We start from the raw sequence: 22,164 nt of genomic DNA, 5'->3' as shown, positions 1-22,164 counted from the left end.
GCCGCGCAGGCCCTAAACTCGGCCCATGCACACCCCGTGCAGCTGGCTTGAAGGGAAAACGATTCGCATGGATGTCATCTACCACTGGAAGAACCACCAGGCCGACATGAAGGCAGGCCGCATCGGCCACTTCAAGTCCACCCCCGACAAGCTCTCCGCGTTCACCGCGGGGTTCCCGGACTTTCTCTGGGTCTTCAAGACGCCGGCCGGCCGGCCGGGGGAAGTGCAGCTTCTCGCACGGCTGAGATGGGCCGACAAGTCCGCCGTGACGCTCAAGCCGGAGCCCGGCCACGCGTACATGCACTACGACCCGAACGACGCGAAGTCCGTGCTGTTCGAGGAGAGCGACAGCGAAGCCGCCATCAAGGAGACCACCCTCTGGATCGGCAAGCACTTTCCCAAGATGGTCGCGGCCAACTTCCAGGGCGCCAACGGGCAGGAGGCGGTGCGCGGGGACACCCTGAACGAACTGCAGCGGCTGGCGTCGCGTTTCGGCACGCGGCCGTTCGCCGGCTGAGGCTAGTCCTCGCCCATGTGCAGCCAGTCCTGCTCGCGCAGCTTGCGCAGGTAGGCCATGACGGCGGCCAGCGCGCCGGAGCGGTCGGCGAACTCCAGGTGGTCCCGGAGCGCCATGCGCTTGGCCAGTGATGATGCCGTGCGCCACGCGGGCCCGTCCGGCGGGGCCGGCGGCTTGCGCACCCCCTCCGGCAGCAGGTCGTAGAGCTGGAACCAGAAGACCGGCTGGGGGCACACGCGATTGTTGCGCCGTGCCTCGACCAACACGTCATCGATGCTCGTGCCCGGGGTGGCTGGCTTGCGAGTCATCATCCCGGGCAGGATCGTCTTGTCCGCCGGCTGGGTGTCGGCGAAGCGGGCGTTCCCCCGGTTTTCCAGATCCTGGAACTGCTGCCAGGCGGAGTCGGTGTTCGACTCGTCCGCCTGCGGCAGGTTGGTGTCGGCGAAAACGCCCCGGCCCGGCGGTCGGCCGGGGGGTGGCACAGGCTTGTTCATGTTTTTCTGGAACCCAACGAAGCCGGAATGGTACGGCGATTGCGCCCGGCGCGGGTGGCAATCGTCGACGGCCGGGTTGCGCGGTGCGCTCCAGCGCGACAGCAGCGGCAGAGGGGGCTGCGCTAGCATCAGGCACACCCAAGAAGGAGGCCGCATGAATGGCGCCAGAAGCCTGGTGGAGACCTTGCTCGCCGCCGGGGTCGACACCTGTTTCGCCAACCCCGGCACCAGCGAGATGCATTTCGTCGCGGCGCTCGACCAGGCCGCGGGCATGCGTTGCGTGCTGGGCCTGCAGGAAAACGTGGTGACCGGCATGGCCGACGGGTACTGGCGCCTCGCCGGCAAGCCGGCCTGCACCTTGCTCCACTGCGGCCCGGGCCTCGCCAACGGCCTGGCCAACCTGCACAACGCCCGCCGCGCACGCAGCGGCATCGTCAACATCGTGGGCGACCAGGCCACCTGGCACCGGCCGCACGATCCGCCGCTGACCGCCGACACCGAGGGATTCGCGCGCGGCGTCTCCGCGTGGGTCCGCACCAGCGCTCGCGCCGCCGATGTCGGGCGGGATGCCGCCGCCGCGGTCCAGGCGGCGCGGGCGCTGCAGGGGCAGGTGGCCACGCTGGTGCTGCCCTCCGACGCGTCGTGGGACGACGGAGGCGAGGTCGCCAAGCCCCTGAGCGTGCTCCCAGCGCCGCCGGTCGACGGGTCGGCCGTCGACGCCGTGGCGCGCGTGCTGCGGTCCGGCGGCAAGACCTTGTTGCTGCTGGCAGGCGCCGCCGTCCAGGAGCAGGGCCAGGCGCTGGCCTGGCGCATCGCGCAGGCGACCGGCGCGGGCCTCATGGCCGACTACCTGAACGCCCGGGTCTCGCGCGGCCGCGGCCGGCTGCAGCTGGAGCGCGTGCCCTACAGCACGGATCTCGCCGTCGCAGCGCTGGCGTCCTACGAGCACATCGTGCTGGTCAACGCCAAGCCCCCGGTCGGCTTCTTCGCTTATCCCGGCAAGCCCTCGCAGCAGCACGCGCCGGGCGCCCAGTTCCATGTGCTGTCACGGCCGGACCAGGATGCGGTCGCGGCACTGCGCGATCTGGCCGACGCGCTGCGCGCTCCGCCACTGGCCATCCCCGATCCCGGTCCGCGGCCCGAACCCGCCAGCGGCGCGCCCACCCCGGAGAAGCTGGCACAGACCGTCGCCGCCTTGCTGCCGGACCAGGCCATCGTGTCCGACGAAAGCGTTTCCTACGGTCGCGGCTTTTACAAGCACACGCACGCCGCAGCACCGCACGAGTGGCTGCACCTGTCCGGCGGGGCCATCGGCGACGGCATGCCCGTGGCGACCGGCGCGGCCATCGGGGCCGGCGGAGAGCGGCGCGTGCTGAGCCTGCAGGCGGACGGCTCGGCGATGTATTCCTTGCAGTCGCTGTGGACGCAGGCGCGCGAGCGCCTGCCCGTCACCACGGTGATCCTCAGCAACCGCAAATACGCGATCCTGATCAACGAATACCAGGCCGTGGGCGCGACGCCGGGCCCCAGCGCGATGCGCATGCTCGACCTGGGCAACCCCAATCTGGACTGGGTCCAGCTGGCGCAGGGCATGGGCGTGGAAGCCGCGCGGGCGAGCACGCTCGAGGAATGCGCGGCGCTGATGGCGGCGAGCTTCCGGCGGGACGGGCCTTTCCTGATCGAGCTGCTGGTCTAGTCCCGGGCGCGCACCGCGGTTGGCGCGTCAGGGCCGGGCGCCTGCGCCGGCGTTGAACCGTTGCACGAACTTCCGGTCGATCCAGTCCTTCCAGCGCCAGACCCAGCGGCCTTCCCAGCTGGAGCCACCCCACACCGCGAGCGCGTGCCGGCTGCCCGTGCTCACCAGGTACAGCGCGCGCGCCTGGGGCTGCCAGCTGGCGAGCGGCAGGCCGCGGCAAGCGGCCTGCAGGTTGCGCGACAGCGGCTCGCCTGCCCGCACGGCATAGACGCCGGACTTCGGCAGCGCGGCCCGCAGGCTGGCCACGTCACCGGCCGCGAAGATCGCGGGGTGGCTCTCGCATTGCAGGGTGTCATGCACGCGCACGTAACCCACCGCGTCCGTGGCGAGCCCCGAGTCGGCCAGCCACGGATGGGGCGCGGAGCCCGTCGCCAACCAGCACGCGTCGGCGGGCAGCGCGGCCCCATCTTCCAGCAGCACCTGGCCGGCTTCCACCGCTGCGGCACGCCGGCCGCCATGCCAGGGCATGCCCTTCTGGCGCATCAGTTCCAGGACCCGGCCCCGCGTCGACGGGGGCGACGCCTCGAGCGGGGTCGCGCCGGATCCGGCCAGGTGCACGCGCAGGTGCGACCAGCCCTCGCGCTGCCCGCGATGGTGCGCCGCGAAGGCGAGTTCCACACCGCCCAGGCCGGCGCCGAGCACGACCAGGTCGAAGGGACGGCCTGGCCGCAGCTTCGCCTGCGTCTCGACCCACCCGGCGACGAAGGATTCGATGGGCCGGATGGGCGTGGCGTGCCCGTGCGCGCCGGGGATCGCATGCGCGGGGCTGCCCGAGCCCACGTCGAGCGACAGGACATCGAAGTCCAGGGATCCGTGCGCCCCGGTCTCCACGCGGCGGCCGTCCGCGTCCAGCGCGTGGGCGCTGTCCAGCAGCAGCCGGACGCCGGCGGCCGCCGCCAGCCGCGCCACGTCGATGCCGCACTGTTCCAGCGCGTAGTGGCCGGCCACCCAGCCGGGCAGCATGCCCGAATAGATCTGGCGCGGCGTGGGCGTCACCAGCACCACCTCCCAGCCCGGCAGCCGCGCGCGCGCCAGGTCTGCCAGCACCCGCAAGTGGGCATGGCCGCCGCCGAGCAGCAGCAGCCGCTTCATGCGGTGCCGGGCAGCCGCACGTCGCCGAACCAGGTGTCGACCTGGTCGCTGGTGTTGTCGGTGTCCGCGCCAACGGCCACCGCACGCACGGGCGGCATGGGGCCGGGAAAGGCTTCCTGCCAGTCGCGCGCCAGATCGCGCTCGATGCTGCGCCACTGGCCCGCGAACTCCTGGCCGCTGTCCACCACCACCATGCGCACGCGGTCGGTGTAGGGGTTCCAGCCGGTGCTGCCCACGGGCTGCGCCTGGCCCCACACATAGCAGATGGCGGCGGTGGGGATGTCGCGGCCCGACAGGCTGCGCGTCGCCTGGATGCGGAGCCGGTCGGCGAAGGCCAGGCGATCCAGCGGCAGATCGAACAGCACGTAGAGGCGCGCCGCATAGTCATCGCCGGGCTTCACCCGGAAGTCGGAGCCGGCCAACGCCCGGGAGACCTTCCAGCGCCACTGCGCGCGAGCGACGCTGCCGCCGCCGGTCGGCAGCGTGGCCACGAGCGAGGAGGCCGCAGCCTGCGACCGCACGTGCAACACCGTCACGCCGCCATCCGCGACCAGTGCGAACTGGTTGGCGCGTTCCACCTTGGGCAAGGTCTCGTGCGCCCAACCTGCCGGCAGTGCCCCGCCGGGCGCCGAAGCGGAGAAGCGCGGGACGCCGGCGCCGGCCTGCGCCTGCGCCGCCCTCCAGGGGGGAAGCGCCAGCGCGGCAGCGCCGAGCACGACTTGGCGGCGGGTCACCGGCCGCATGTCAGCCCCTGCGCCAGGCGTGGTACCTGGCCAGCATGCGCAGGGCCGCGGCCGGCTGGTGCGCGCGCCGCCATTCGCCGGCGGCGTACTTGCCGGCTTCCGACCAGGTGGGGTAGGTGTGGATCGTGCCCAGCACCTTGTTCAGCCCCAGGCCGTGCTTCATCGCCAGCACGAATTCGGCCAGCAGTTCCGCCGCATGCGAGCCGACGATGGTCGCGCCGAGGATGGTGTCCTTGCCCGGCGGCGTCAGCACTTTCACGAAGCCGCGGGCTTCGCCGTCGGCGATGGCGCGGTCGAGATCCTCCAGGCTGTAGCGCGTGACTTCATGGGCCACGCCCTGCTCGCGCGCCTCTTTCTCGTTCAGGCCCACGCGGGCGACTTCGGGGTCGGTGAAGGTGGCCGCGGGAATCACGCGGTAGTCGGCGCGGAAACGCTTCACGCCGCCGAACAACGCGTTCACCGTGGCATACCAGGCCTGGTGCGCGGCCACGTGGGTCAGCTGGTAGGGGCCGGCCACGTCGCCCGCGGCGTAGATGTTGGGGTAGAGCGTCTGCAGGTACTCGTCGGTTTCCACGGTCTTCTGCGCGGGGATGCCCAGCTCCTCCAGCCCGTAACCCTCCAGGCGGGCCTGGCGGCCCACGGCGACCAGGAGGGCGTCGAACGGCAGCCGGACCTCGGCGCTGCCGTCGGAGGCGACCAGCAGCTTTTCGCCTTCGGCCCGTTCGCAGCGCAGGGCCCGATGGCCGGTCAGCACCCGCACGCCGTCCGCGAGCAGCGCTTCGCGCACGGCCTCGGCCACGTCGTCGTCTTCGCGGGCCAGCAGGCGCGGGGCCAGCTCCACCTGCGTCACTGCGCTGCCCAGCCGCGCGAAAGCCTGCGACAGCTCGCAGCCGATGGGCCCGCCGCCCAGCACCACCAGCCGGCGCGGCGGCTGCTCGAGCGCGCCGAACTTTTCCCACAAGGTGTCGCTGGTCACGTAGCCGGCGTCGTCCAGGCCGGGCAGCGGCGGCACCACGGGCCGCGCGCCGGTGGCGATGACGATGCTGCGCGTGGTCAGGCGCCGAGGCGCGCCACCCGGCGGAGTGATCTCCACCGTCCAGGGATTCACGATGCGTGCGTGGCCCGCCACCACGTCGACGCCGAGTCCGCGGTAGCGCTCGACGCTGTCGTGCGGCTCCACGTCCCGCACCACGGCGCGCACCCGCGCCATCACGGCCGCGAAGCTGAATTCGGGCGGCACGTCCTGCAGCCCCCAGGTGCCGCCATGCCGCATCTGGTGGGCCAGCCGCGCGCTGCGGATCAGGGCCTTGCTGGGCACGCAGCCGTAGTTCAGGCAGTCGCCGCCCATGCGGTGCGTCTCCACCAGCGTGACTGAAGCCTTGACCGCCGAAGCGATGTAGGCAGAGACCAGGCCCGCGGCGCCCGCGCCGATCACCACCAGGTTGCGGTCGAACGTCGCCGGCCGCTGGCCGCGCCAGCGCGCATACACCTTGCGTCGCGCCACCAGGCGCGCAATGGCCCGGCCGATCCAGGGGAAAACCGCCAGCAGCACGAACGAGCCCAGCAGCCCTGGGCTGAGGATGCCGCCCAGCGATTGCAGCTGCCCCAGTTGCGTGCCGGCGTTCACGTAGACCACCGTCCCCGCCAGCATGCCCAGCTGGCTGACCCAGTAGAACGTCCACGCGCGGATGGCCGTGAGGCCCATCGCCAGGTTGATCACGAAGAAGGGCACCAGCGGCACCAGCCGCAGCGTGAAGAGGTAGAGCGCGCCGTCGCGCCGCAGGCCGCGGTCGATCTCCGCCAGCCGCTGGCCGAAGCGCGCCCGCACCGCATCCCGCAGCAGGAAGCGCGCACCCAGAAAAGCGAGCAGGGCGCCCAGGCTGGAGGCGAACGACACCAGCAGCAGGCCCCAGCCCAGGCCGAACAGCGCGCCGGCCGCGAGCGTGAGGACGGTGGCGCCCGGCACCGACAATGCGGTCGCCACGACGTAGAGCGCGAAGTAACCGGCGGGCACTGCCACCGGATGCGTCTCGCGCAAGCGGCCCAGCGCGGCCTGGCTTTGCTGCAGGGCTTCCAGGCTCAGGAATCGGCCCAGGTCGAAGGCGAGGAAGAGCGCGACGGCGGCGGCCACCGTGAGGGCGAGGGCGGCTCTTCTCGGATTCATGGAGGCCATTCGTGGAACTGGTGCCGGAGGTTACAGGTTCCGGCCGTGTAACCTGCGGCAGCCGACCGTCGAATGAACCCCATGCCCACGAACACCAGGACCGCTTGATGCACGACGGCTTGCGCGCCGCGCTCGCGGCCAGCCATCCGGCCTGGGCCGAAACCGCGCTGCAGCCATTGCCCGATCGCGGCCTGGCGCACCTGCACGTGCGCCTGGCGGGAACGGGGGTGTTGGCGCGCCTGCCCAAGCAAAGCCAGCTGGGCCTGGCGCCCGAGGCCAATCTCGCGCACGAGCGGGCCTGTTTCGAACGCGCCGCGCCCAGCGGCCACACGCCGCGTTTGCTGGGCTGGTTCCCAGTCAGCAGAGACCTGCCGCGCGGCGGCCTGCTGGTGGAAGAAATCGTCGGCCGCCCGCCCGTGCTGCCGGACGACCTGCCTTCGATCGCGCGCGCGCTCGCGGCGCTGCACGCGCTGCCGCTTCCTCCGGCGTCGGGCCGTTCCCCGTTGGCCCATGTGCACGATCCCCTGCAGGATCTCCTGGCGGAAGTGACGGCGCAAGCGCGTCACGTGCCGCAAGCGTGCCTCGTGCACAGCGTGGCCGCAGCCGTGGAAGACGAACTGCGCGCGCTGCGCGCGCTCATCCAGGCCCCGGATCGCCCCACACGGCACCTCATCGCCTTCGACGCCCACCCCGGCAACTTTCTGCTGCACGCCGACGGCCGAGCGGTGCTGGTGGACCTGGAGAAATGCCGCTATGGGTATCCCGGGCTCGACCTCGCGCATGCGACGCTCTACACGTCCACCACCTGGGACGCCGCCACGCAGGCGGTGCTGTCAGCGGATGACGTGCTGGCGTTCCACGCGGCGTGGGACGAGGCGGTGGGGCCGGTGATGGCGGAGGCGGCGCGGCCCTGGCATTTGCACCTGCGCCGGGCGATGTGGCTGTGGTCCATCACCTGGTGCTGCAAGTGGCGGGTGCTGTCGGGGCGACCGCCGGGCGGCCCGGGCGCGGGCGAGGACTGGTCGTCCGCCCACAGCGATGACGCGCTGGTGGCGCATGTGCGCGAGCGGGTGGACCACTACCTCTCGCCGGCAGCGGTGGCGCGGGTGCGCGACGAATTCCAGGCGCTCGCGCGAGCGTGGTCCGCGTGACGCCGCTGGCCATCGTCATCCCGGTCATCGACGAGGAAGAGGGGTTGCCCGCCGCGCTCGCGGCGCTTCAGCCGCTGCGTGCACGGGGCGTGCGCGTGGTGGTGGCCGACGGTGGCAGCACCGACGCCACCTGGCGGCTGGCGTCGCAAGGCGCTGACCACGTGGTCATGGCGCCCCGCGGCCGCGCCGCGCAGATGAACGCCGGGGCCCGCGCCGCGCAGGCCGGGGCGTTGCTGTTCCTGCATGCCGACACGGCGCTGCCGCCCGATGCCGATCGGCTGGTGCTGCAAGCGCTCGAACAGGGCGCCAGCTGGGGCCGGTTCGACGTGCGCATCGCCAGCCGCCGGCCCATGTTGCGGCTGGTGGGGACGCTGATGAACCTGCGCTCGCGCTGGACCGGCATCGCCACCGGGGACCAGGCGATCTTCGTGCGCTCGGACGTGTTCGCCGCTGTCGGCGGCTTCGCCGACCAACCGCTGATGGAGGACATCGCGCTCACCGCCGTGCTGCGCCGGCACGGGCCGCCGGCGTGCCTGCGCGCGCGCGTGGAAACGTCGGCGCGGCGCTGGGAGAAGCATGGCGTGCCGCGCACCATCGGCCTGATGTGGGGTCTGCGCCTGCGCTACTTCTTCGGCGCGGACGCGCAGGCGCTGGCCGATCGCTACGGTTATGCCCGCCGGTTGCCCCAGCCTGCGGCGGCCATGGCGGTGATGGCCAAAGCGCCGGTGGCCGGTCTGGCGAAGACGCGGCTCATCCCTGCCATCGGCGCGGCCGCGGCGGCGCGCCTGCAGCGCCGGTTCACGCTCGAAGCGCTGGCTGCGGCGCGGGCGGCCGCGATGGGACCGGTGCGCCTCTGGTGCGCGCCCGATGCGGGGCACCGCTTCTTCCGCGCACTGCGGGCGCGCTGCGGCCTGGAGATGGCACCACAGTCGAACGGTGGCCTGGGCGCTCGCATGGCGGCCGCGTCCGCTGCGCACTTCCATGCGAACCCAGGCCTCCCACTGCTGATCATCGGAACCGATTGCCCGTTGCTCGCGCCCGGCCACCTGCATGTGGCGGCGCGCGCGCTGGCCACGCACGACGCCGTCCTCATTCCGGCCGAAGATGGCGGCTACGTGCTGCTGGGCCTCGCGCGCCATCTGCCCGGCGTGTTCGAAGGCATCGACTGGAGCACGCCGCAAGTGCTGGACCAGACCCGCGAGCGCCTGCGCGCGGTGGGCCTGCGCTGGTGCGAACTCGCGCCCTTGTGGGACGTCGACGAGCCCGCCGACCTGCGCCGCCTGCAGTCCCTGAACGCACGTAGCATCCCGCCATGACCAGCTTTCCCCGCCACGACGATGCGTGGTATCGCGCACGCCTGGCCGACCCACGGGCCCGCCCACGGGTCGTCATCGACACCGACACCGCCAACGAGATCGACGACCAGTTTGCGTTGGCCTGGGCGTTGCTCGCGCCCGAGGCTTTGCAGGTGGAAGCGGTGTACGCGGAGCCATTCTCTTTTGCGCACCGCCGGGCCCGCTTGCCGCATGCGCCGCCCGATGCGCCGCCGTTCAATCCGCCGGACGAGGGCATGCGCCGCAGCCTGCAGGAGATCCTGCGCGTGTACGCGCTGCTGGGCCTGCCCACCCAAGGCCGGGTGTTGGCCGGCAGCCCGCGCTACCTGCCGGGGCCGGGCCAGGCCGTGCCCAGCGCCGCGGCGGACCACCTGGTGGCCACCGCGCGCGCGGCGCCGGCGGACGAACCGCTCTACGTCCTGGCCCTGGGCTGCGTCACCAACATCGCCAGCGCCTTGCTGATGGCGCCCGACATCGTGGAGCGCATCGTGGTCGTCTGGACCAGCGGCTATCCGAGCACGGCCACGCTCTCGAACGACGATTCCTTCAACCTGGTGCAGGACGTCGCCGCCGCCGAATGCGTGCTGGACAGCGGCGTGCCCCTCGTCTACCTGCCTGGCTTCCACGTCGGTGCGCAGCTGCGCCTCTCGCTGGCCGAAGTCGAGCAGCACGTGCGCGGCCGCGGTGCGATCGGCGACGAGTTGCATCGCCTCTTCACCCACAACCCGCTGTGGACCATCCACCCCGTGGACACCTCGCGCCCCTACAGCTGGGTGATCTGGGACCTCATCTGCGTGGCCTGGCTGTTGCGCCCGGCCTGGGTGCCCAGCCGCCTGGTGCCGACACCGCGGCTGGATGCGCAACGGCGCTGGCTGGCCGAGCCCGGACGCCCGCTGATGCGCGAGGCGCATGCGGTGGACCGCGATGCGATCTTCAATGACCTGTTCGCGCGCCTGGAGAAGCTTCGGGCGTCAACCGCGTCAGCCGGGACGGATCCGCCACATCCCCCGCGTCGTGCGTGACCAGCAACGCCGGAATCCCTCGCTCCCGCACCGTCGCGAACACGAACTCGCGCATGCGACCGCGCAGCCCGGCGTCCAGCCGCGCGAAGGGCTCGTCCAGCAGCAGGGCGCGCGGCTGTGCCAGCAGCGCGCGCACCAGCGCCACGCGCGAGCGCTGGCCGCCGGAGAGAGTGCGGGGGTCCGCGTCGGCCATGCCGGGCAGCTCGAGGTCCTGCAGCGCCTGCGCGACCGCGGCCTCGCGCTGGGCCTTGGGGCCGGCCGGCACGGCGAAGAGCAGGTTCTGCCGTACCGTCATGTGGGCGAACAGCAGGTCGTCCTGGAACAGGATGGCGAAGCCGCGCTGCCGCGTGGGCAGCTGGTCGACGCGTGCTCCGGCCAGCCGGACTTCGCCCTCGAACGCCACCGCGGGCGGCGCGATGCCGCATAGCGCGGCCAGCAGGCTCGACTTGCCGCACCCGCTGTCGCCCATCAGCGTGTGCACGGCGCCCGGTGGCACCGACAGGCGCAGGTCGTGCACCAGCCGGCGGCCGGCCACCACCAAGGAGCGAACGTCGACTTCGAGGCTCACGTACGCTCCCGGAACCGCCGCGGCCGGCCCAGCCAGGCCGCACCCGCGAACATCAGCGCCGGCAGCAGCCACTGCAACCACGCGTAGGCCGCGACCAATGAGCGCTGTCCGCCGCTCGACAACGTGACGGCTTCGGTCGTGACGGTCGCGTAGCGGCCCGCGCCGATGAAACTGGTGGGCAGGTATTGCGCCACGCTGACCGCGAAAGCCACGGCAAGCGCCGAGGCCAGCCCCGCCCGCAGCAGCGGCCATTTCACGCGCAGCAGAAACGCGAAGCGCCCCCGCCCGAACGTCGCAGCCAATTGCGCGTAGCGGACATCGAATCCGAGGTACGAAGGGCTGAGCGCGATCAGCACATAGGGCAGGGCGGCCAGCGTGTGGGCGAGCCAGAGGCCCAGCCACCGGCCGTCGATGTGCCAGGCCAGGGCGAGCCGGTGCATGCCGACGACCCACAGGACGGAAGGAAGGAGCAGCGGCAGGTAGGCGATCCGGCGCAGCCGCGCGTCCCACGCAGGAGGCGCGGTCTCCAGCCAGGCCACGCCCCAGGCCATCGCGGCCAGGCTGCTCGCGGCAGCCAGGCCCAGCGTGGTGGTCAGCGTCGAGGTGCTCGCGAACACGGAGCGCCAGCCTTCCAGGCTCAGCAGCTGCGGCCACAAGCGGGGAAAGGGCCACACACCCGCGACGCTGCCGACGGTCAGCACGGCCATCGACAGCGCATAGGCCAGGACCAGCGCGGCCACAGGCAGCAGGGCGATCGCCAGACGGCCATCGGGCGCGCCACGGCGGCCATCGGTCCACGTGCTGCGCCGGCGCGGCCAGTTGCGCGACGCCCAGGCGGCGCCCGCGGCCACCGCAGCCATCAAGGCCAGCAGCCAGGCGCCGGCCGCGCCTTGGGCGTTCACGGCCGGGTCGGCATCCAGCAGCCACTGCCACGCCAGGACGGCGGCGGTGGGGGGCGAAGCCGGCCCGATGACCAGCGCCACATCCACCACCGTCATGCTGTACGCCCCCACCGCGAGCACCGGCGCGGCGAGGCGCGGCCACAGCTGCGGCCACACCACGCGCCACCACGCCGTGCGCCGCGCGTAGCCCATGGTGCGTGCCAGGTCCAGCTCGCGCGCCCAATGCGCGCCGGTGTCCGCGCGCTGGAGCTGGCTGGCCGCCGTCCACAGCAGGAAGGGGATTTCCTTGCCGACCAGGGCAAGCACCAGGCCCACGCCCCAGGGGTCGTGGCTGGTCGGCCAATCCGGCGGCTGCGTGAAGCCGGTCGCCCACGGCGACAGCGCACGCAGGATCCAGCCGCTGGGCGAAAGCAGGAAGGCCAGCCCGATGGCGAAAGCCGCGTGCGGCATCGCGAGCATGGGCGCGAGCATGCGCGTGACCAGGCCCCAGCCCGGCGTGCCGAAACTGTGCGAGAGGATCCAGGCGGTGGCGACGACCGACAGCACCGTGGCGATCAGGCCCGTGGCCAGCGAATACAGCAAGGCCCGCGGCAGTTGCGGCTCCGCCAGCAAGGCGCGCCACGCCGCGGCGTCGAACGCGGCCATCGCCGCGCTGGCGGCGGCCCAGAGCAGCGGCACGGCGGCCAGCAAGCCCAGCGCGGCCGGCCAGGCCCAGCGCAGCACGGGGAACCTCAGGTGCCGTAGCGCCGCAACCACTCGCGCTCCAGCGGATCGACCCAGCTGCCGTGCGGCTCCAGCAGCACGGGGGCCGGCTTTTCCACCTGGCCCGGCGAGCGCTGGACAGTGAAGAGTTCACGTTCGGCCGGCGGCAGCTTGTCCACGGCCAGCACGGTGCCGTCGCCCCACACCGCGATGTCGGCCTTGCGCGCCTGCGCGAGCGGCGACAGCATGAAGTCGATGACCACCTGCGCGGCATCGGGCGCATTCGCGTTCGCGGGGATGGCGAGGAAGTGCGTGTTGCCCACGGCGCCATTCTCGTTCTGCCAGCTGAACACCGTGGCCGGGAGGCGGCGCGCGGCGATCTCGTTGGCGGCTTCATTGGGGTTGAAGGTCAGCGCGATCTGCAGTTCGCCGTCCGCCATCATCTGCCGGATGGCGGCGGCGTTCTGCGGATGCTGCCGCCCCGCGCGCCACAAATGGGGCCGCAGCGCATCGAGGTAGGTCCACAACGGCGCGGTGACGCGTTCCATCGCCGCCGGCGTGAACGCCTGGTAGAGCGGCGCGCGGTCCGGCGTGGCCTCCAGCAATGCCTGCTTGAGGAAGGTGGTGCCGTGGAAGTTGGGCGGGCGTGGATACGTCACGCGGCCCGGCTGAGCGCGCGCGAAAGCCAGCAGCGCGGCCATGCTGCGCGGCGGCTCCGGCACCCGCGCGCGATCCGCGAAGAAAGTGAACTGCGCCATGCCCCACGGTGCCTCCATGCCGGCGACCGGCTCGGAGAAATCCATCCTCGTGCTCGGCTTGCCTTCCGTGTCCACCCACCGGTAGCTGGGCAACTGCTCGGAAAACGGGCCGAACAGCAGGCCTTCGCGCTTCAGCGTCAGGAAGTTCTCGCCGTTGATCCAGACCATGTCGACACTGCCGCCCGCGGCGCGGCCGGCCTGTTTCTCGTTGCGCACGCGCTTCACCGCTTCGGCGGTGTCGGTGACCTTCACGTGCTCGAGCGTGATGCCGAACCGGCGAGACACCTCGCCGGCCGCCCACTGCAGGTACGCATTGGTGCGTTCGCTGCCGCCCCAGGCGTTGAAGAAGACCTTCTGGCCCCGCGCGCGCGCGGTGACCGCGTTCCAATCGGTGGCGGCGCGCGCCAGGCCCGGCAGCAGGAGGGGCATGCCCGCGGCCAGGGTGGCGCGCAAGGCGTGTCGGCGGGTCAGGGTGGACGTGGGCATGGGAGGTGGATTGTTGCGTCGATTGTCATTCGGCGCGCGCCTGCGCGCGGTTACACGCCGGGCACAATGGCGCGTTTTTCTTGCAACGGCGGTAACCCCCCACGGATGGCCAACGAATGGACTGGCAGGAACAGGCGAATGCCACGGAAGCCCGGTTGCGCGGCCAGCTGCTGGCAGCGCTGGAGGGTGACGCCCGGGCGTACCGGACATTCCTGTCCGCGCTGGGCGCACACCTGCGGGCCTATTTCCGCAAGCGCCTGTTCGACTTGCCCGACGACGTGGAGGACCTGGTGCAGGAAACGCTGCTGTCGATTCACACCCACCGGCACACCTACCGGACCGAGCTCCCGCTGACCGCCTGGGTGCACACCATCGCCCGCTACCGGCTGGTGGACCTGCTGCGCGCCCGCTCGAGGCGCGAGGCCCTGCACGACCCGCTGGACGACGGCGCGGCGTTCTTCGCCAGCGCCGACCTGGACGCGCTGGAAGCCAGGCGCGACCTGGGCACACTCACCGCCCACCTGCCGGCCCGGCAGCGCGAGGCGCTCTATCGCGTCAAGGTGGACGGCGCCTCGATGGCCGAAGCGGCCACGGCGATGGGCATGACGGAAACCGCGGTGAAGGTCACGGTCCATCGCGGGTTGAAAGCGCTGATGGCCCGCGCGCGGAGCAGCGAATGAAAACCGATCAACTGGCACTGGCCCTGGCGAACGATCTGGCGCCGGTGGACCCGCGCGGCGTGCGCAGGCGCTTCGGCCTGACGCTCGGGGCGGCGGTCCTGCTCCCGCTCCTGGCCGTGCTTCTGCTGCTGGGCCCGAGGGCGGACTGGCGCGGCGCGCTGCAACTGCCCATGTTCTGGATGAAACTCGGCTTTCCCGCAGTGGTGGCGGCTGCCGCCCTCGTGGTGCTGCATCGCCTCGCCTATCCGGGACTGCGGCCCGGGCGAGCCTGGGGCGCCGTGGTGCTGCCTTTCATCCTGGCCTGGGCACTGGGGTTGGCGGTACTGGCCCGGGCACCGGAGGAAAGCCGCCTGGGCCTCCTGATGGGAAGCGCCGGATGGTTGTGCCCGGTGCTCATCGCGCTGCTGGCGATCCCCGCGATGTGGTGCGCCTTGCGAGCGCTGCGCGGATTGGCCCCGACGCGGCTGACAGCGGCCGGCGCCGTGGCCGGACTGTTCGCCGGGGGCGCGGCGGCCTGCGCCTATGCGCTGGCCTGCACCGAGATGCAGGTGCCTTATCTCGCCTTCTGGTATGCCGTGGGGATGCTCGTGCCTTCGATGGTGGGGGCCGGCCTGGGCCGGTGGCTGCTGCGCTGGTAGCAGCAGCCCCGCTCAGGCCTTCGGCTTGTACGCGACCACGTCGATCTCCACTTTCGCATCGACCATCAGCCGCGCCTCGGTCGTGGAGCGGGCCGGCCTCTTCTCGCCGAAGAAGCTCATGTAGACACGGTTGAAGCTGCCGAAGTCGCGGGCGTCCTCCAGCCACACGGTGGTCTTGCACACATCGTCGAGCGTGCAGCCGGCCAGTGCCAGCACCGTGCTCAGGTTCTTCATCACCTGGCGGGTCTGGGCCTCGATCCCGCCGGCCACGATCTCGCCGTTCTCGTCGGCTGGCACTTGGCCCGAGACGTAAACGAAATCGCCAGCACGGACGGCGGGCGAGAACGGGCGGGGCTGGCGGTCGGAGGCCACGGGCGGGTTGCCCAAATGTTCCAGAGGCATGACGAAGTCCTTCTAAAGATGAGTTTTGGCCGGGAGGTTGAAATGTATTTTCAGAATTTCAGGATTTCATTCGGGTTTTTCCTGAAAAGAGGGGTTTATCACCGATTTATCCTTCACGGCTGAAATTCACCTTCACTTCTGGAGCTCACATGACGCGTGGACCTTCCATTCATCGCCGCACCGCCCTGGCCACGCTCGCCGCCCTGGGCGCGGCAGGAGCGGGGCTGGGCACGGCACACGCCCAAGCCGGCAAGTCGGCGCTGAACCTCGCCATGGTCGCCGAGCCGCCCACGCTGGACATCATGTCCACGCCGGCCGACCTGGTCTGCATCATCATGCAGCACGTGTACGAGCCGCTGTTCACCTTCGACGCGAAGGCGGCCATCGTTCCCATGCTGGCCGAGTCCATGCCGAAGATCTCGGCCGACGGCAAGCTCTACAACATCACCCTGCGCAAGGGCGTGAAGCTGCACAGCGGCCGCGACCTCGACGCGGAAGACGTGGTGGCGAGCCTGAAGCGCTGGATGGAGGTGTCGCCGCGCGGCAAGTCGGTGGCCGCGCAGGTGGACAGCATTGCCGCCAAGGGGCCGAACCAGGTCGACATCAGCATGAAGAACGCCTATGCGCCGCTGCTTTCGCAACTGGCCATGGCCTCGGGCATGGCCGGCATCATGGCCAAGGAGTCGCTGGCGACGCCGCTGCGCGAATACGTCGGCACCGGCCCGTACCGCTTCAAGGAGCGCCGCCCCGACCAGTACGTGCTGCTGACCCGCTTCGACGCCTATTCGGCCCGAAGCGAAGCGCCCAGTGGCTACGGCGGCAAGCGCACGGCGGTGGTGGAAGAACTGCGCTTCGTGCCGGTGCCCAATGCCAACACGCGCGTCGAAGGCGCGCTGGCGGGCCAGTTCCACTACGCCGACCTGCTGCCCATTGAGGCGCTGGGCCGCCTGGAGAAGGCCAAGGACAAGGTGGTGCCGATCATGACGCCGTCCTTCGGCTTCCCCTACCTGGTGTTCAACACGCGGGATGGCTCGATGGCGCAAAAGGCCGTGCGCCAAGCGGTGCGCACGGCGATCGGCCAGGGCGAGATGCTCGCCGCCGGCTTCGGCGACACGCGCTTTTTCATCGCCGAAGGCAACCACTTCCCCAAGGGCACGCCGTTCTATTCGGCGGTGGGTACGGACCTGTACAACGAGCGCGACGCCAAGAAGGCCAAGAGCCAGGCCGACCAGGCCGGCTACAAGGGCGAGCCGGTGCGCATCCTCACCAGCCGCCAGTACGACTTCCACTACAACATGGCGCTGATCATGGCCGAGCAGCTCAAGCGCGCCGGCTTCAAGGCGGAGCTGAATGTCGTCGAGTGGGCCACGCTGCTGCAGCGCCGGGCCGACCCGAAGCTGTGGGACATCTACATCACGCATTCCGGCCAGTTTCCCGAGCCGATGCTGTCCCCGCCGCAACTGGGCGATGGCGCGCCCGGCTGGTGGACTTCGCCTGCCAAGCAGGAAGCGCTCTCCGCGCTGAACCAGGAGCCCAACCCCGCCAAGCGCGGGCCGCTGTGGGGCAAGGTGCAGCAGGTGGTGTATGACGAAGTGCCGTACATCAACGTGGGCAAGTTCGCCAGCCTGTCGGCGCGCGCGCCCTCGCTGCAGAACTACACACCCTTCACCTATCCCTTCTTCTGGAACACGAGCCTGAAGGGGTGACTCGGTATCTGTTGTCGCGGCTGGGGGGGATGCTGGTGGTCATGGCCATCGTGGCCGTGCTGGTGTTCATCCTCACGCGCGCGGCATCGGGCGACCCCATCGCGGTGCTGCTCGGGGACCAGGCGACGGCGGAGGACATCGCGCGGGTGCAGAAGGTCTACGGCCTGGACAAGCCGCTGCCGGTGCAGTTCGGTTTGTGGCTGAAGGAGCTGGCGCACGGCAACCTGGGCGAGTCGATCTTCCTGCAGCGGCCGGTGACCCAGGCGCTGTGGGAGCGCGCCGAGCCGACCACGCTGCTGTCGCTGATGGCGATCGCCATCGCGGCGCTGATCGGCGTGCCCTGCGGCATCGTGTCGGCGGTGTACCGGGGCAGGTGGATTGACCAGGTATTCACCGGGTTCGCGATGCTGGGGGCGAGCGTGCCCAGCTTCTGGTTCGGGCTGGTGCTGATGCAGATCTTCGCGGTGTCCCTGGGCTGGTTTCCCGTGTCGGGCTATGGGCCGCCCGGCGCTTCGCTGGCCGAGCGGCTGCATTGCCTGGTGCTGCCGGGCACCGTCCTGGGGGTGCTCAATTCGGCGCTGATCATCCGCTTTACCCGGGCCTCGATGCTCGACGTGCTGGGGGAAGACTACGTGCGCACCGCCCGGGCCAAGGGTTTGCCGGAGAACCGCGTGGTGCTCAAGCACGCGCTGCGCAATGCGCTGGTCCCCATCGTCACCGTGATCGGGCTGACCGTCGCGCTGATGATCGGCGGCGCGGTGGTCACTGAGACCGTGTTCGGCCTGCCCGGCGTGGGCAACCTGGTCGTGAGTGCGGTGCTCCGGCGCGACTACCCGGTGATCCAGGGCGCGCTGCTGGTCGTGGCGGTGATCTACGTGGTGATCAATTTCCTGATCGATTTGCTGTACACCGTGGTCGATCCACGGGTGAAGTACTGAGCTCATGCGACTGCCCCTGATCCTTCGCAAGCTGTTCCGCCGCCGGATCGTGCTGGGCGCCGCCATCGCGTTGCTGGTCGTCGTGTTCATCTCGCTGTTCGCGGGTTGGCTCACCGGGTTCGACCCGAACGAAACGGCAGTGCGAGAGCGTCTTTCCAAACCCTCGTCCGCGCACCTCTTCGGCACCGACGAACTGGGCCGCGATCTGTTCGCGCGCATCGCGTTTGGCGGCCGCTATTCGCTGACCATCGCCTTGCTCACCGCCATCGGTTCCACGGTGTTCGGCACGCTGATCGGCCTCGTGGCCGGCTTCTTCCGCCGGCTCGACGCGCCGGTGTCGCGCGTGGTCGATGCGATGATGTCCTTCCCCGACATCCTTCTCGCCATCGCGCTGGTGGGCATCCTGGGCCCTTCGATGCTGAACGTGGTGTTCGCGCTGGTGCTGGTCTACACGCCGCGCGTGGCCCGCGTGGTGCGCGCCTCCACGCTGGTGGTGCGCGAGCTGCTGTTCGTGGAGGCGGCGCGCGCCGTGGGCGTCTCGACCGCTCGCATTCTCTGGCGGCACATCCTGCCCAACCTGCTGTCGCCCATCTTCGTGCAGGCATCCTTCATCTTCGCCTACGCGATCCTGGCCGAGGCCGCGCTGTCGTTCCTCGGTGTCGGCGTGCCGCCCGAGATCCCCACCTGGGGCACCATGGTGGCGGGCAGCCAGCAGTACGCGCATCAGGCGCTGTGGATCGTGTTGTTCCCCGGCCTGGCGATCATCCTCACCGCGCTTTCCCTGCAGTTGCTGGGGGACGGCATCCGCGACCTGCTGGATCCGCGCCTGAGGAAATCGATGTGAACCGGCTCGAAGTCCGCGGCCTCAGCACCTTCTTCGACACCGACGAAGGGCTGATCCGTTCCGTGGCCGACGTGAGCTTCGACATTCGCGCCGGCAAGACGACCGCCATCGTCGGGGAATCGGGGTCCGGCAAGTCGGTCACCAGCCTCACGCTGATGCGGCTGTTGCCACGGGACGCGGCAACGCAGGTGAAAGGGCAGGCGCTGTTCGTCAACCGCGCCGGCGAAACGCTGGACCTCCTCACGCTGCCCGAGCCGCGCATGCGCGCCATCCGCGGCAACGAGGTGGCGATGATCTTCCAGGAGCCGATGACCAGCCTGAACCCGGTGTTCAGCGTCGGCGAGCAGATTGCCGAATCGCTTCGCCTGCACAAGGGTCTGAGCGGCGCGGCCGCGACGGCGCAGGCGTTGCGCATGCTGGAGCTGGTGGAGATCCCGGCGGCGGCCCAGCGCCTGCGGGAGTACCCGCACCAGCTTTCCGGCGGCATGCGGCAGCGCGTGATGATCGCCCTGGCCATGGCCTGCGACCCGACGCTGCTGATCGCCGACGAGCCCACCACGGCGCTGGATGTGACCATCCAGGCGCAGATCCTGGCGCTGATGCGCCGGCTGCAGACCGAGACGGGCATGAGCATCCTGTTCATCACGCACAACCTGGGGGTGGTGGCGCATCACGCGGATGATGTGGCCGTGATGTATGCCGGGCGCATCGTGGAAGCGGCTGCTGTGAACGACTTGTTTGCGCGGCCGCAGCACCCGTACACGCAAGGCCTGCTGGCCTGCCTGCCGGCACAGCAGCGCCGGCGGGCCGACACGGGGGAAGGAAGGCGACGGCTGTATGCGATCCGCGGCCAGGTCTCCAGCCCGCTGTCACCACCACCCGGCTGCGCCTTCGAGCCGCGCTGCGACCAGGCTGTGCCCGCCTGCCGCGATGCCATGCCGGCCCTGCGCGCCAGCGAAGCGGGCAGCGCCCGCTGCATCCTGGTGCCGGAGGCGACCCGATGAGCGCCGTCCTCCCCCTGATCGAGGTCCGCAACCTCCAGAAATTCTTCGGTCCGGCCTCCCGCCAGGTGCGCGCGGTGGACGACGTCTCCTTCAGCATCCAGGCCGGCGAGACGCTGGGCCTGGTGGGCGAGTCGGGTTCCGGCAAGAGCACGATCGGCCGGGCGCTGCTGCGCCTGATCGACAGCACCTCCGGCAGCGTGAGCTACCGCGGCGAGAACCTCGTCACCGCCAGCGGCAGCCGCATGCGCGCGTTGCGCAGCAAGCTGCAGATGATCTTCCAGGACCCGTACGCCAGCCTGAATCCGAAGATGCGAGTCCGCGACATCCTGGGCGAGGCACTTCGCACCCACGGCCTCTCGCCGGGCAAGGAAGCCACGGCCGCCCGCATCGCCGAACTGCTGCAGCTCGTGGGCCTGCCGCCGGAGCACGCCGCCCGCTATCCGCATGAATTCTCCGGCGGCCAGCGTCAGCGCATCGGCGTGGCGCGGGCGCTGTCGGTGCAGCCCGAGTTCATCGTGGCCGACGAGCCGCTGTCGGCGCTGGACGTCTCCATCCAGTCGCAGGTGGTGAACCTGCTGTGCGACCTGCGCGACCAGCTGTCGCTGACGATGCTGTTCATCTCGCACGACCTGGATGTCGTGGAGTACCTGTGCGACCGCGTGGTGGTCCTGTACCTGGGCCGCGTGATGGAGGTGGCACCGACGGCGCAGCTCTTCGCCCGCCCGCTGCATCCCTACACGCATGCGCTGCTGGCCGCGTCGCCGCGGCCGGACCCCATGGTGAAGATGGTGCACGTGCCGCTGAAGGGCGACATGCCCAGCCCGGTGAACCCGCCTTCGGGCTGCGTCTTCCGCACGCGCTGCCCTTACGCATTGCCCGCCTGTGCCGAAGTCCGGCCCGAGCCGCGCGACGTGGGCGGCGGCCGCTTCAGGGCATGCATCCGCGACGACATCGAATTGCCCACGATCCCATGATCCTTCAAGACCTCCTCGACCCCACGCTCGACGCTTCGTCCAAGGGCTATCCGCACCACGCACAGCCCATGCGCCGCTCGGAGATTGGTGCGCAAGGCTGGAACGTGCTGCGGGGCGATCTGCCGCTGCCGGTGGCGGTGATCCGGCGCGATGCGCTGGCGGGCAACCTGAAGTGGATGCAGGAGTTCGCCGCCGGACGCGGTGTGGGCCTGGCCCCGCATGGCAAGACCACCATGTCGCCACAGCTGTTCCGCAAGCAGTTGGACGCGGGCGCCTGGGGCCTGACCTTCGCCACCGTGGGACAGCTGCGGGCCGGCGTCACCGCCGGCGCGAAGCGCTGCCTCATCGCCAACCAGGTGTTCCGGTCAGTAGATCTGCAAGGCATCGCCGACCTGAAGCGGGCGCATGGCGGCTTGCGCATCGCCTTCCTGGTGGACTCGCTGGCCCAGCTGGAACTGATCGAAGGCTGGCACGTGGCGCAGCAGGGCGTGGAGCCCTTCGAGGTGTTGCTCGAACTCGGCCTGGACGGCGGGCGCACCGGGTGCCGAACACACGAGCAGGCTCTGGCGCTGGCACAGCGCCTGCGTTCCGGCAAAGCCACGAAGCTGGTGGGCATCGAATGCTACGAAGGCCTGGGTGCCACGGGCGATTCCGGCAAGGACACGGCGTACGCCGATGCGCTGATGCAGCGCGTGCGCGACATTGCCAAAGCCTGCGATGAGCAGCAACTCTTCGAAACCGGTGAGATCCTGCTCACCGCCGGCGGCTCCGCGATCTTCGACCTGGTGGCGGACCACCTGAAGCTCCAGCTGTCCCGCCCGGTCCAGGGGTTGCTGCGCTCGGGCTGCTATGTGACGCATGACCACGGCACCTACCACCGCTTCATGAACGCGGTGGCCACGCGCATGGGCTGCGGCCATGGGTTGCACGCGGCCATGGAGGTCTGGGCCGCTGTGCAGTCCTGTCCCGAACCGGGCCTGGCGATCCTGACCGTGGGCAAGCGCGACATCTCCTACGACCTCGAACTGCCGCTCCCCATCGCGTTCGTCAAGCCGGGCAGCGAGAACCTCACCCCCGCACCGACCGACTGGACGATCGGCGGCCTCAACGACCAGCACGCCTACCTGCGCGGCACCGGCCCCGAACACCAGGCCCTGCGCGTCGGCGATCTCGTCGCGCTCGGCATCTCCCACCCCTGCACCACCTTCGACAAATGGCGCTGGATGCCCGTGGTGGACGACCAATACAACGTGCGTGACGCCATCGTCACCTGTTTTTAGATGACTGCT

21 protein-coding genes are annotated in these 22,164 nt (G+C 70.7%); 13 read left to right on the top strand and 8 right to left on the bottom strand.

Annotated features, from left to right (window positions below):
- Positions 1 to 67 precede the first annotated feature (67 nt).
- The gene (locus FN976_RS09155; protein WP_145892707.1) at positions 68 to 517 is read left to right on the top strand and encodes a hypothetical protein; all 450 of its coding nucleotides are present in this window, start codon (positions 68 to 70) and stop codon (positions 515 to 517) included.
- Positions 518 to 519: 2 nt separating this feature from the next.
- Here FN976_RS09155 and FN976_RS09150 read toward each other — a convergent pair whose 3' ends face one another.
- Positions 520 to 1,011, bottom strand: coding sequence for a hypothetical protein (locus FN976_RS09150; protein WP_145892706.1), 492 nt, complete (start codon positions 1,009 to 1,011; stop codon positions 520 to 522).
- A 154-nt stretch (positions 1,012 to 1,165) separates the two neighbouring features.
- Here FN976_RS09150 and FN976_RS09145 point away from each other — a divergent pair, with 154 nt between their 5' ends.
- On the top strand, positions 1,166 to 2,707 hold the full coding sequence (locus tag FN976_RS09145) for an acetolactate synthase large subunit (protein ID WP_145892705.1): 1,542 nt from the start codon (positions 1,166 to 1,168) through the stop codon (positions 2,705 to 2,707).
- Between the two features lie 27 nt (positions 2,708 to 2,734).
- Here the strand turns inward: FN976_RS09145 and FN976_RS09140 are convergent, their stop codons facing one another.
- From FN976_RS09140 to FN976_RS09130, 3 genes are read right to left on the bottom strand one after another with little or no spacing between them, the layout of a single operon-like run.
- Entirely contained in the window at positions 2,735 to 3,859 is a 1,125-nt protein-coding gene (locus tag FN976_RS09140) for an FAD-dependent oxidoreductase (RefSeq protein WP_145892704.1), read from the bottom strand.
- Positions 3,856 to 4,593, bottom strand: a complete 738-nt coding sequence (locus FN976_RS09135) for a DUF3047 domain-containing protein (protein WP_432417857.1) — start codon at positions 4,591 to 4,593, stop codon at positions 3,856 to 3,858. Before FN976_RS09135 ends, FN976_RS09140 begins: the two co-directional genes overlap by 4 nt.
- Positions 4,594 to 4,603: 10 nt before the next feature.
- On the bottom strand, positions 4,604 to 6,766 hold the full coding sequence (locus FN976_RS09130) for a dihydrolipoyl dehydrogenase family protein (RefSeq protein WP_145892702.1): 2,163 nt from the start codon (positions 6,764 to 6,766) through the stop codon (positions 4,604 to 4,606).
- A 107-nt stretch (positions 6,767 to 6,873) separates the two neighbouring features.
- Here FN976_RS09130 and FN976_RS09125 point away from each other — a divergent pair, with 107 nt between their 5' ends.
- The 3 genes from FN976_RS09125 to FN976_RS09110 are packed head-to-tail and all read left to right on the top strand — an operon-like array spanning position 6,874 to position 10,273.
- Complete coding sequence (locus FN976_RS09125; protein ID WP_145892701.1) at positions 6,874 to 7,917, top strand: aminoglycoside phosphotransferase family protein; 1,044 nt, start codon at positions 6,874 to 6,876, stop codon at positions 7,915 to 7,917.
- The gene (locus tag FN976_RS29400) at positions 7,905 to 9,233 is read left to right on the top strand and encodes a TIGR04283 family arsenosugar biosynthesis glycosyltransferase (RefSeq protein WP_255440254.1); all 1,329 of its coding nucleotides are present in this window, start codon (positions 7,905 to 7,907) and stop codon (positions 9,231 to 9,233) included. Before FN976_RS09125 ends, FN976_RS29400 begins: the two co-directional genes overlap by 13 nt.
- Positions 9,230 to 10,273, top strand: a complete 1,044-nt coding sequence (locus FN976_RS09110) for a nucleoside hydrolase (RefSeq protein WP_145892700.1) — start codon at positions 9,230 to 9,232, stop codon at positions 10,271 to 10,273. Before FN976_RS29400 ends, FN976_RS09110 begins: the two co-directional genes overlap by 4 nt.
- Here FN976_RS09110 and FN976_RS09105 read toward each other — a convergent pair.
- Genes FN976_RS09105 through FN976_RS09095 form a run of 3 tightly spaced genes read right to left on the bottom strand, consistent with a single transcriptional unit; the run spans position 10,185 to position 13,689 of the window.
- Positions 10,185 to 10,841, bottom strand: a complete 657-nt coding sequence (locus FN976_RS09105; RefSeq protein WP_145892699.1) for an ATP-binding cassette domain-containing protein — start codon at positions 10,839 to 10,841, stop codon at positions 10,185 to 10,187. The genes FN976_RS09110 and FN976_RS09105 overlap by 89 nt on opposite strands.
- On the bottom strand, positions 10,838 to 12,466 hold the full coding sequence (locus tag FN976_RS09100) for an ABC transporter permease (RefSeq protein ID WP_255440253.1): 1,629 nt from the start codon (positions 12,464 to 12,466) through the stop codon (positions 10,838 to 10,840). Before FN976_RS09100 ends, FN976_RS09105 begins: the two co-directional genes overlap by 4 nt.
- A gap of 8 nt (positions 12,467 to 12,474) precedes the next feature.
- Positions 12,475 to 13,689 (bottom strand): ABC transporter substrate-binding protein, encoded by a 1,215-nt coding sequence (locus tag FN976_RS09095; RefSeq protein ID WP_145892698.1) that lies wholly within the window; start codon positions 13,687 to 13,689, stop codon positions 12,475 to 12,477.
- 116 nt (positions 13,690 to 13,805) lie between these two features.
- Between FN976_RS09095 and FN976_RS09090 the strand changes: the two genes are divergently transcribed.
- Together FN976_RS09090 and FN976_RS09085 are read left to right on the top strand one after the other, a co-directional pair.
- Entirely contained in the window at positions 13,806 to 14,369 is a 564-nt protein-coding gene (locus FN976_RS09090) for a sigma-70 family RNA polymerase sigma factor (protein ID WP_145892697.1), read from the top strand.
- Positions 14,366 to 15,007 (top strand): DUF1109 domain-containing protein, encoded by a 642-nt coding sequence (locus FN976_RS09085; protein WP_145892696.1) that lies wholly within the window; start codon positions 14,366 to 14,368, stop codon positions 15,005 to 15,007. Before FN976_RS09090 ends, FN976_RS09085 begins: the two co-directional genes overlap by 4 nt.
- A gap of 12 nt (positions 15,008 to 15,019) precedes the next feature.
- Here FN976_RS09085 and FN976_RS09080 read toward each other — a convergent pair whose 3' ends face one another.
- A complete protein-coding gene (locus tag FN976_RS09080; RefSeq protein ID WP_145892695.1) occupies positions 15,020 to 15,409 on the bottom strand; it encodes a RidA family protein in 390 nt (129 codons plus the stop codon).
- Positions 15,410 to 15,558: 149 nt separating this feature from the next.
- Between FN976_RS09080 and FN976_RS09075 the strand changes: the two genes are divergently transcribed.
- From FN976_RS09075 to FN976_RS09050, 6 genes are read left to right on the top strand one after another with little or no spacing between them, the layout of a single operon-like run.
- Entirely contained in the window at positions 15,559 to 17,115 is a 1,557-nt protein-coding gene (locus FN976_RS09075) for an ABC transporter substrate-binding protein (RefSeq protein ID WP_145892694.1), read from the top strand.
- Positions 17,112 to 18,053: an ABC transporter permease gene (locus tag FN976_RS09070; RefSeq protein WP_145892693.1), complete on the top strand. Its 942-nt coding sequence runs from the start codon at positions 17,112 to 17,114 to the stop codon at positions 18,051 to 18,053. Before FN976_RS09075 ends, FN976_RS09070 begins: the two co-directional genes overlap by 4 nt.
- Positions 18,054 to 18,057: 4 nt before the next feature.
- Positions 18,058 to 18,897, top strand: coding sequence for an ABC transporter permease (locus FN976_RS09065; protein WP_145892692.1), 840 nt, complete (start codon positions 18,058 to 18,060; stop codon positions 18,895 to 18,897).
- A complete protein-coding gene (locus FN976_RS09060) occupies positions 18,894 to 19,901 on the top strand; it encodes an ABC transporter ATP-binding protein (RefSeq protein ID WP_145892691.1) in 1,008 nt (335 codons plus the stop codon). The genes FN976_RS09065 and FN976_RS09060 overlap by 4 nt, the downstream gene beginning before the upstream one ends.
- Entirely contained in the window at positions 19,898 to 20,875 is a 978-nt protein-coding gene (locus FN976_RS09055) for an ABC transporter ATP-binding protein (RefSeq protein ID WP_145892690.1), read from the top strand. Before FN976_RS09060 ends, FN976_RS09055 begins: the two co-directional genes overlap by 4 nt.
- Entirely contained in the window at positions 20,872 to 22,155 is a 1,284-nt protein-coding gene (locus FN976_RS09050) for an amino acid deaminase (protein WP_145892689.1), read from the top strand. Before FN976_RS09055 ends, FN976_RS09050 begins: the two co-directional genes overlap by 4 nt.
- Positions 22,156 to 22,164 lie beyond the last annotated feature (9 nt).

Origin of the sequence: Caenimonas sedimenti, from assembly GCF_007833165.1 — a bacterium.
GTDB lineage: Bacteria > Pseudomonadota > Gammaproteobacteria > Burkholderiales > Burkholderiaceae_C > Ramlibacter > Ramlibacter sedimenti.
Note: the sequence above shows the minus strand (reverse complement) of the source record. Positions and strands in the feature narration are given on the sequence as shown.

What these genes read in the sequence shown, in the direction of transcription:
- FN976_RS09065 (WP_145892692.1), top strand. Translation starts at nt 18,058, where the DNA reads ATGCGACTGCCCCTGATCCTTCGCAAGCTGTTCCGCCGCCGGATCGTG.
- FN976_RS09080 (WP_145892695.1), bottom strand. Translation starts at nt 15,409, where the DNA reads ATGCCTCTGGAACATTTGGGCAACCCGCCCGTGGCCTCCGACCGCCAG.
- FN976_RS09095 (WP_145892698.1), bottom strand. Translation starts at nt 13,689, where the DNA reads ATGCCCACGTCCACCCTGACCCGCCGACACGCCTTGCGCGCCACCCTG.
- FN976_RS09145 (WP_145892705.1), top strand. Translation starts at nt 1,166, where the DNA reads ATGAATGGCGCCAGAAGCCTGGTGGAGACCTTGCTCGCCGCCGGGGTC.
- FN976_RS09125 (WP_145892701.1), top strand. Translation starts at nt 6,874, where the DNA reads ATGCACGACGGCTTGCGCGCCGCGCTCGCGGCCAGCCATCCGGCCTGG.
- FN976_RS09110 (WP_145892700.1), top strand. Translation starts at nt 9,230, where the DNA reads ATGACCAGCTTTCCCCGCCACGACGATGCGTGGTATCGCGCACGCCTG.
- FN976_RS09150 (WP_145892706.1), bottom strand. Translation starts at nt 1,011, where the DNA reads ATGAACAAGCCTGTGCCACCCCCCGGCCGACCGCCGGGCCGGGGCGTT.
- FN976_RS09155 (WP_145892707.1), top strand. Translation starts at nt 68, where the DNA reads ATGGATGTCATCTACCACTGGAAGAACCACCAGGCCGACATGAAGGCA.
- FN976_RS09075 (WP_145892694.1), top strand. Translation starts at nt 15,559, where the DNA reads ATGACGCGTGGACCTTCCATTCATCGCCGCACCGCCCTGGCCACGCTC.
- FN976_RS09130 (WP_145892702.1), bottom strand. Translation starts at nt 6,766, where the DNA reads ATGAATCCGAGAAGAGCCGCCCTCGCCCTCACGGTGGCCGCCGCCGTC.
- FN976_RS09085 (WP_145892696.1), top strand. Translation starts at nt 14,366, where the DNA reads ATGAAAACCGATCAACTGGCACTGGCCCTGGCGAACGATCTGGCGCCG.
- FN976_RS09050 (WP_145892689.1), top strand. Translation starts at nt 20,872, where the DNA reads ATGATCCTTCAAGACCTCCTCGACCCCACGCTCGACGCTTCGTCCAAG.
- FN976_RS09055 (WP_145892690.1), top strand. Translation starts at nt 19,898, where the DNA reads ATGAGCGCCGTCCTCCCCCTGATCGAGGTCCGCAACCTCCAGAAATTC.
- FN976_RS09090 (WP_145892697.1), top strand. Translation starts at nt 13,806, where the DNA reads ATGGACTGGCAGGAACAGGCGAATGCCACGGAAGCCCGGTTGCGCGGC.
- FN976_RS09140 (WP_145892704.1), bottom strand. Translation starts at nt 3,859, where the DNA reads ATGAAGCGGCTGCTGCTGCTCGGCGGCGGCCATGCCCACTTGCGGGTG.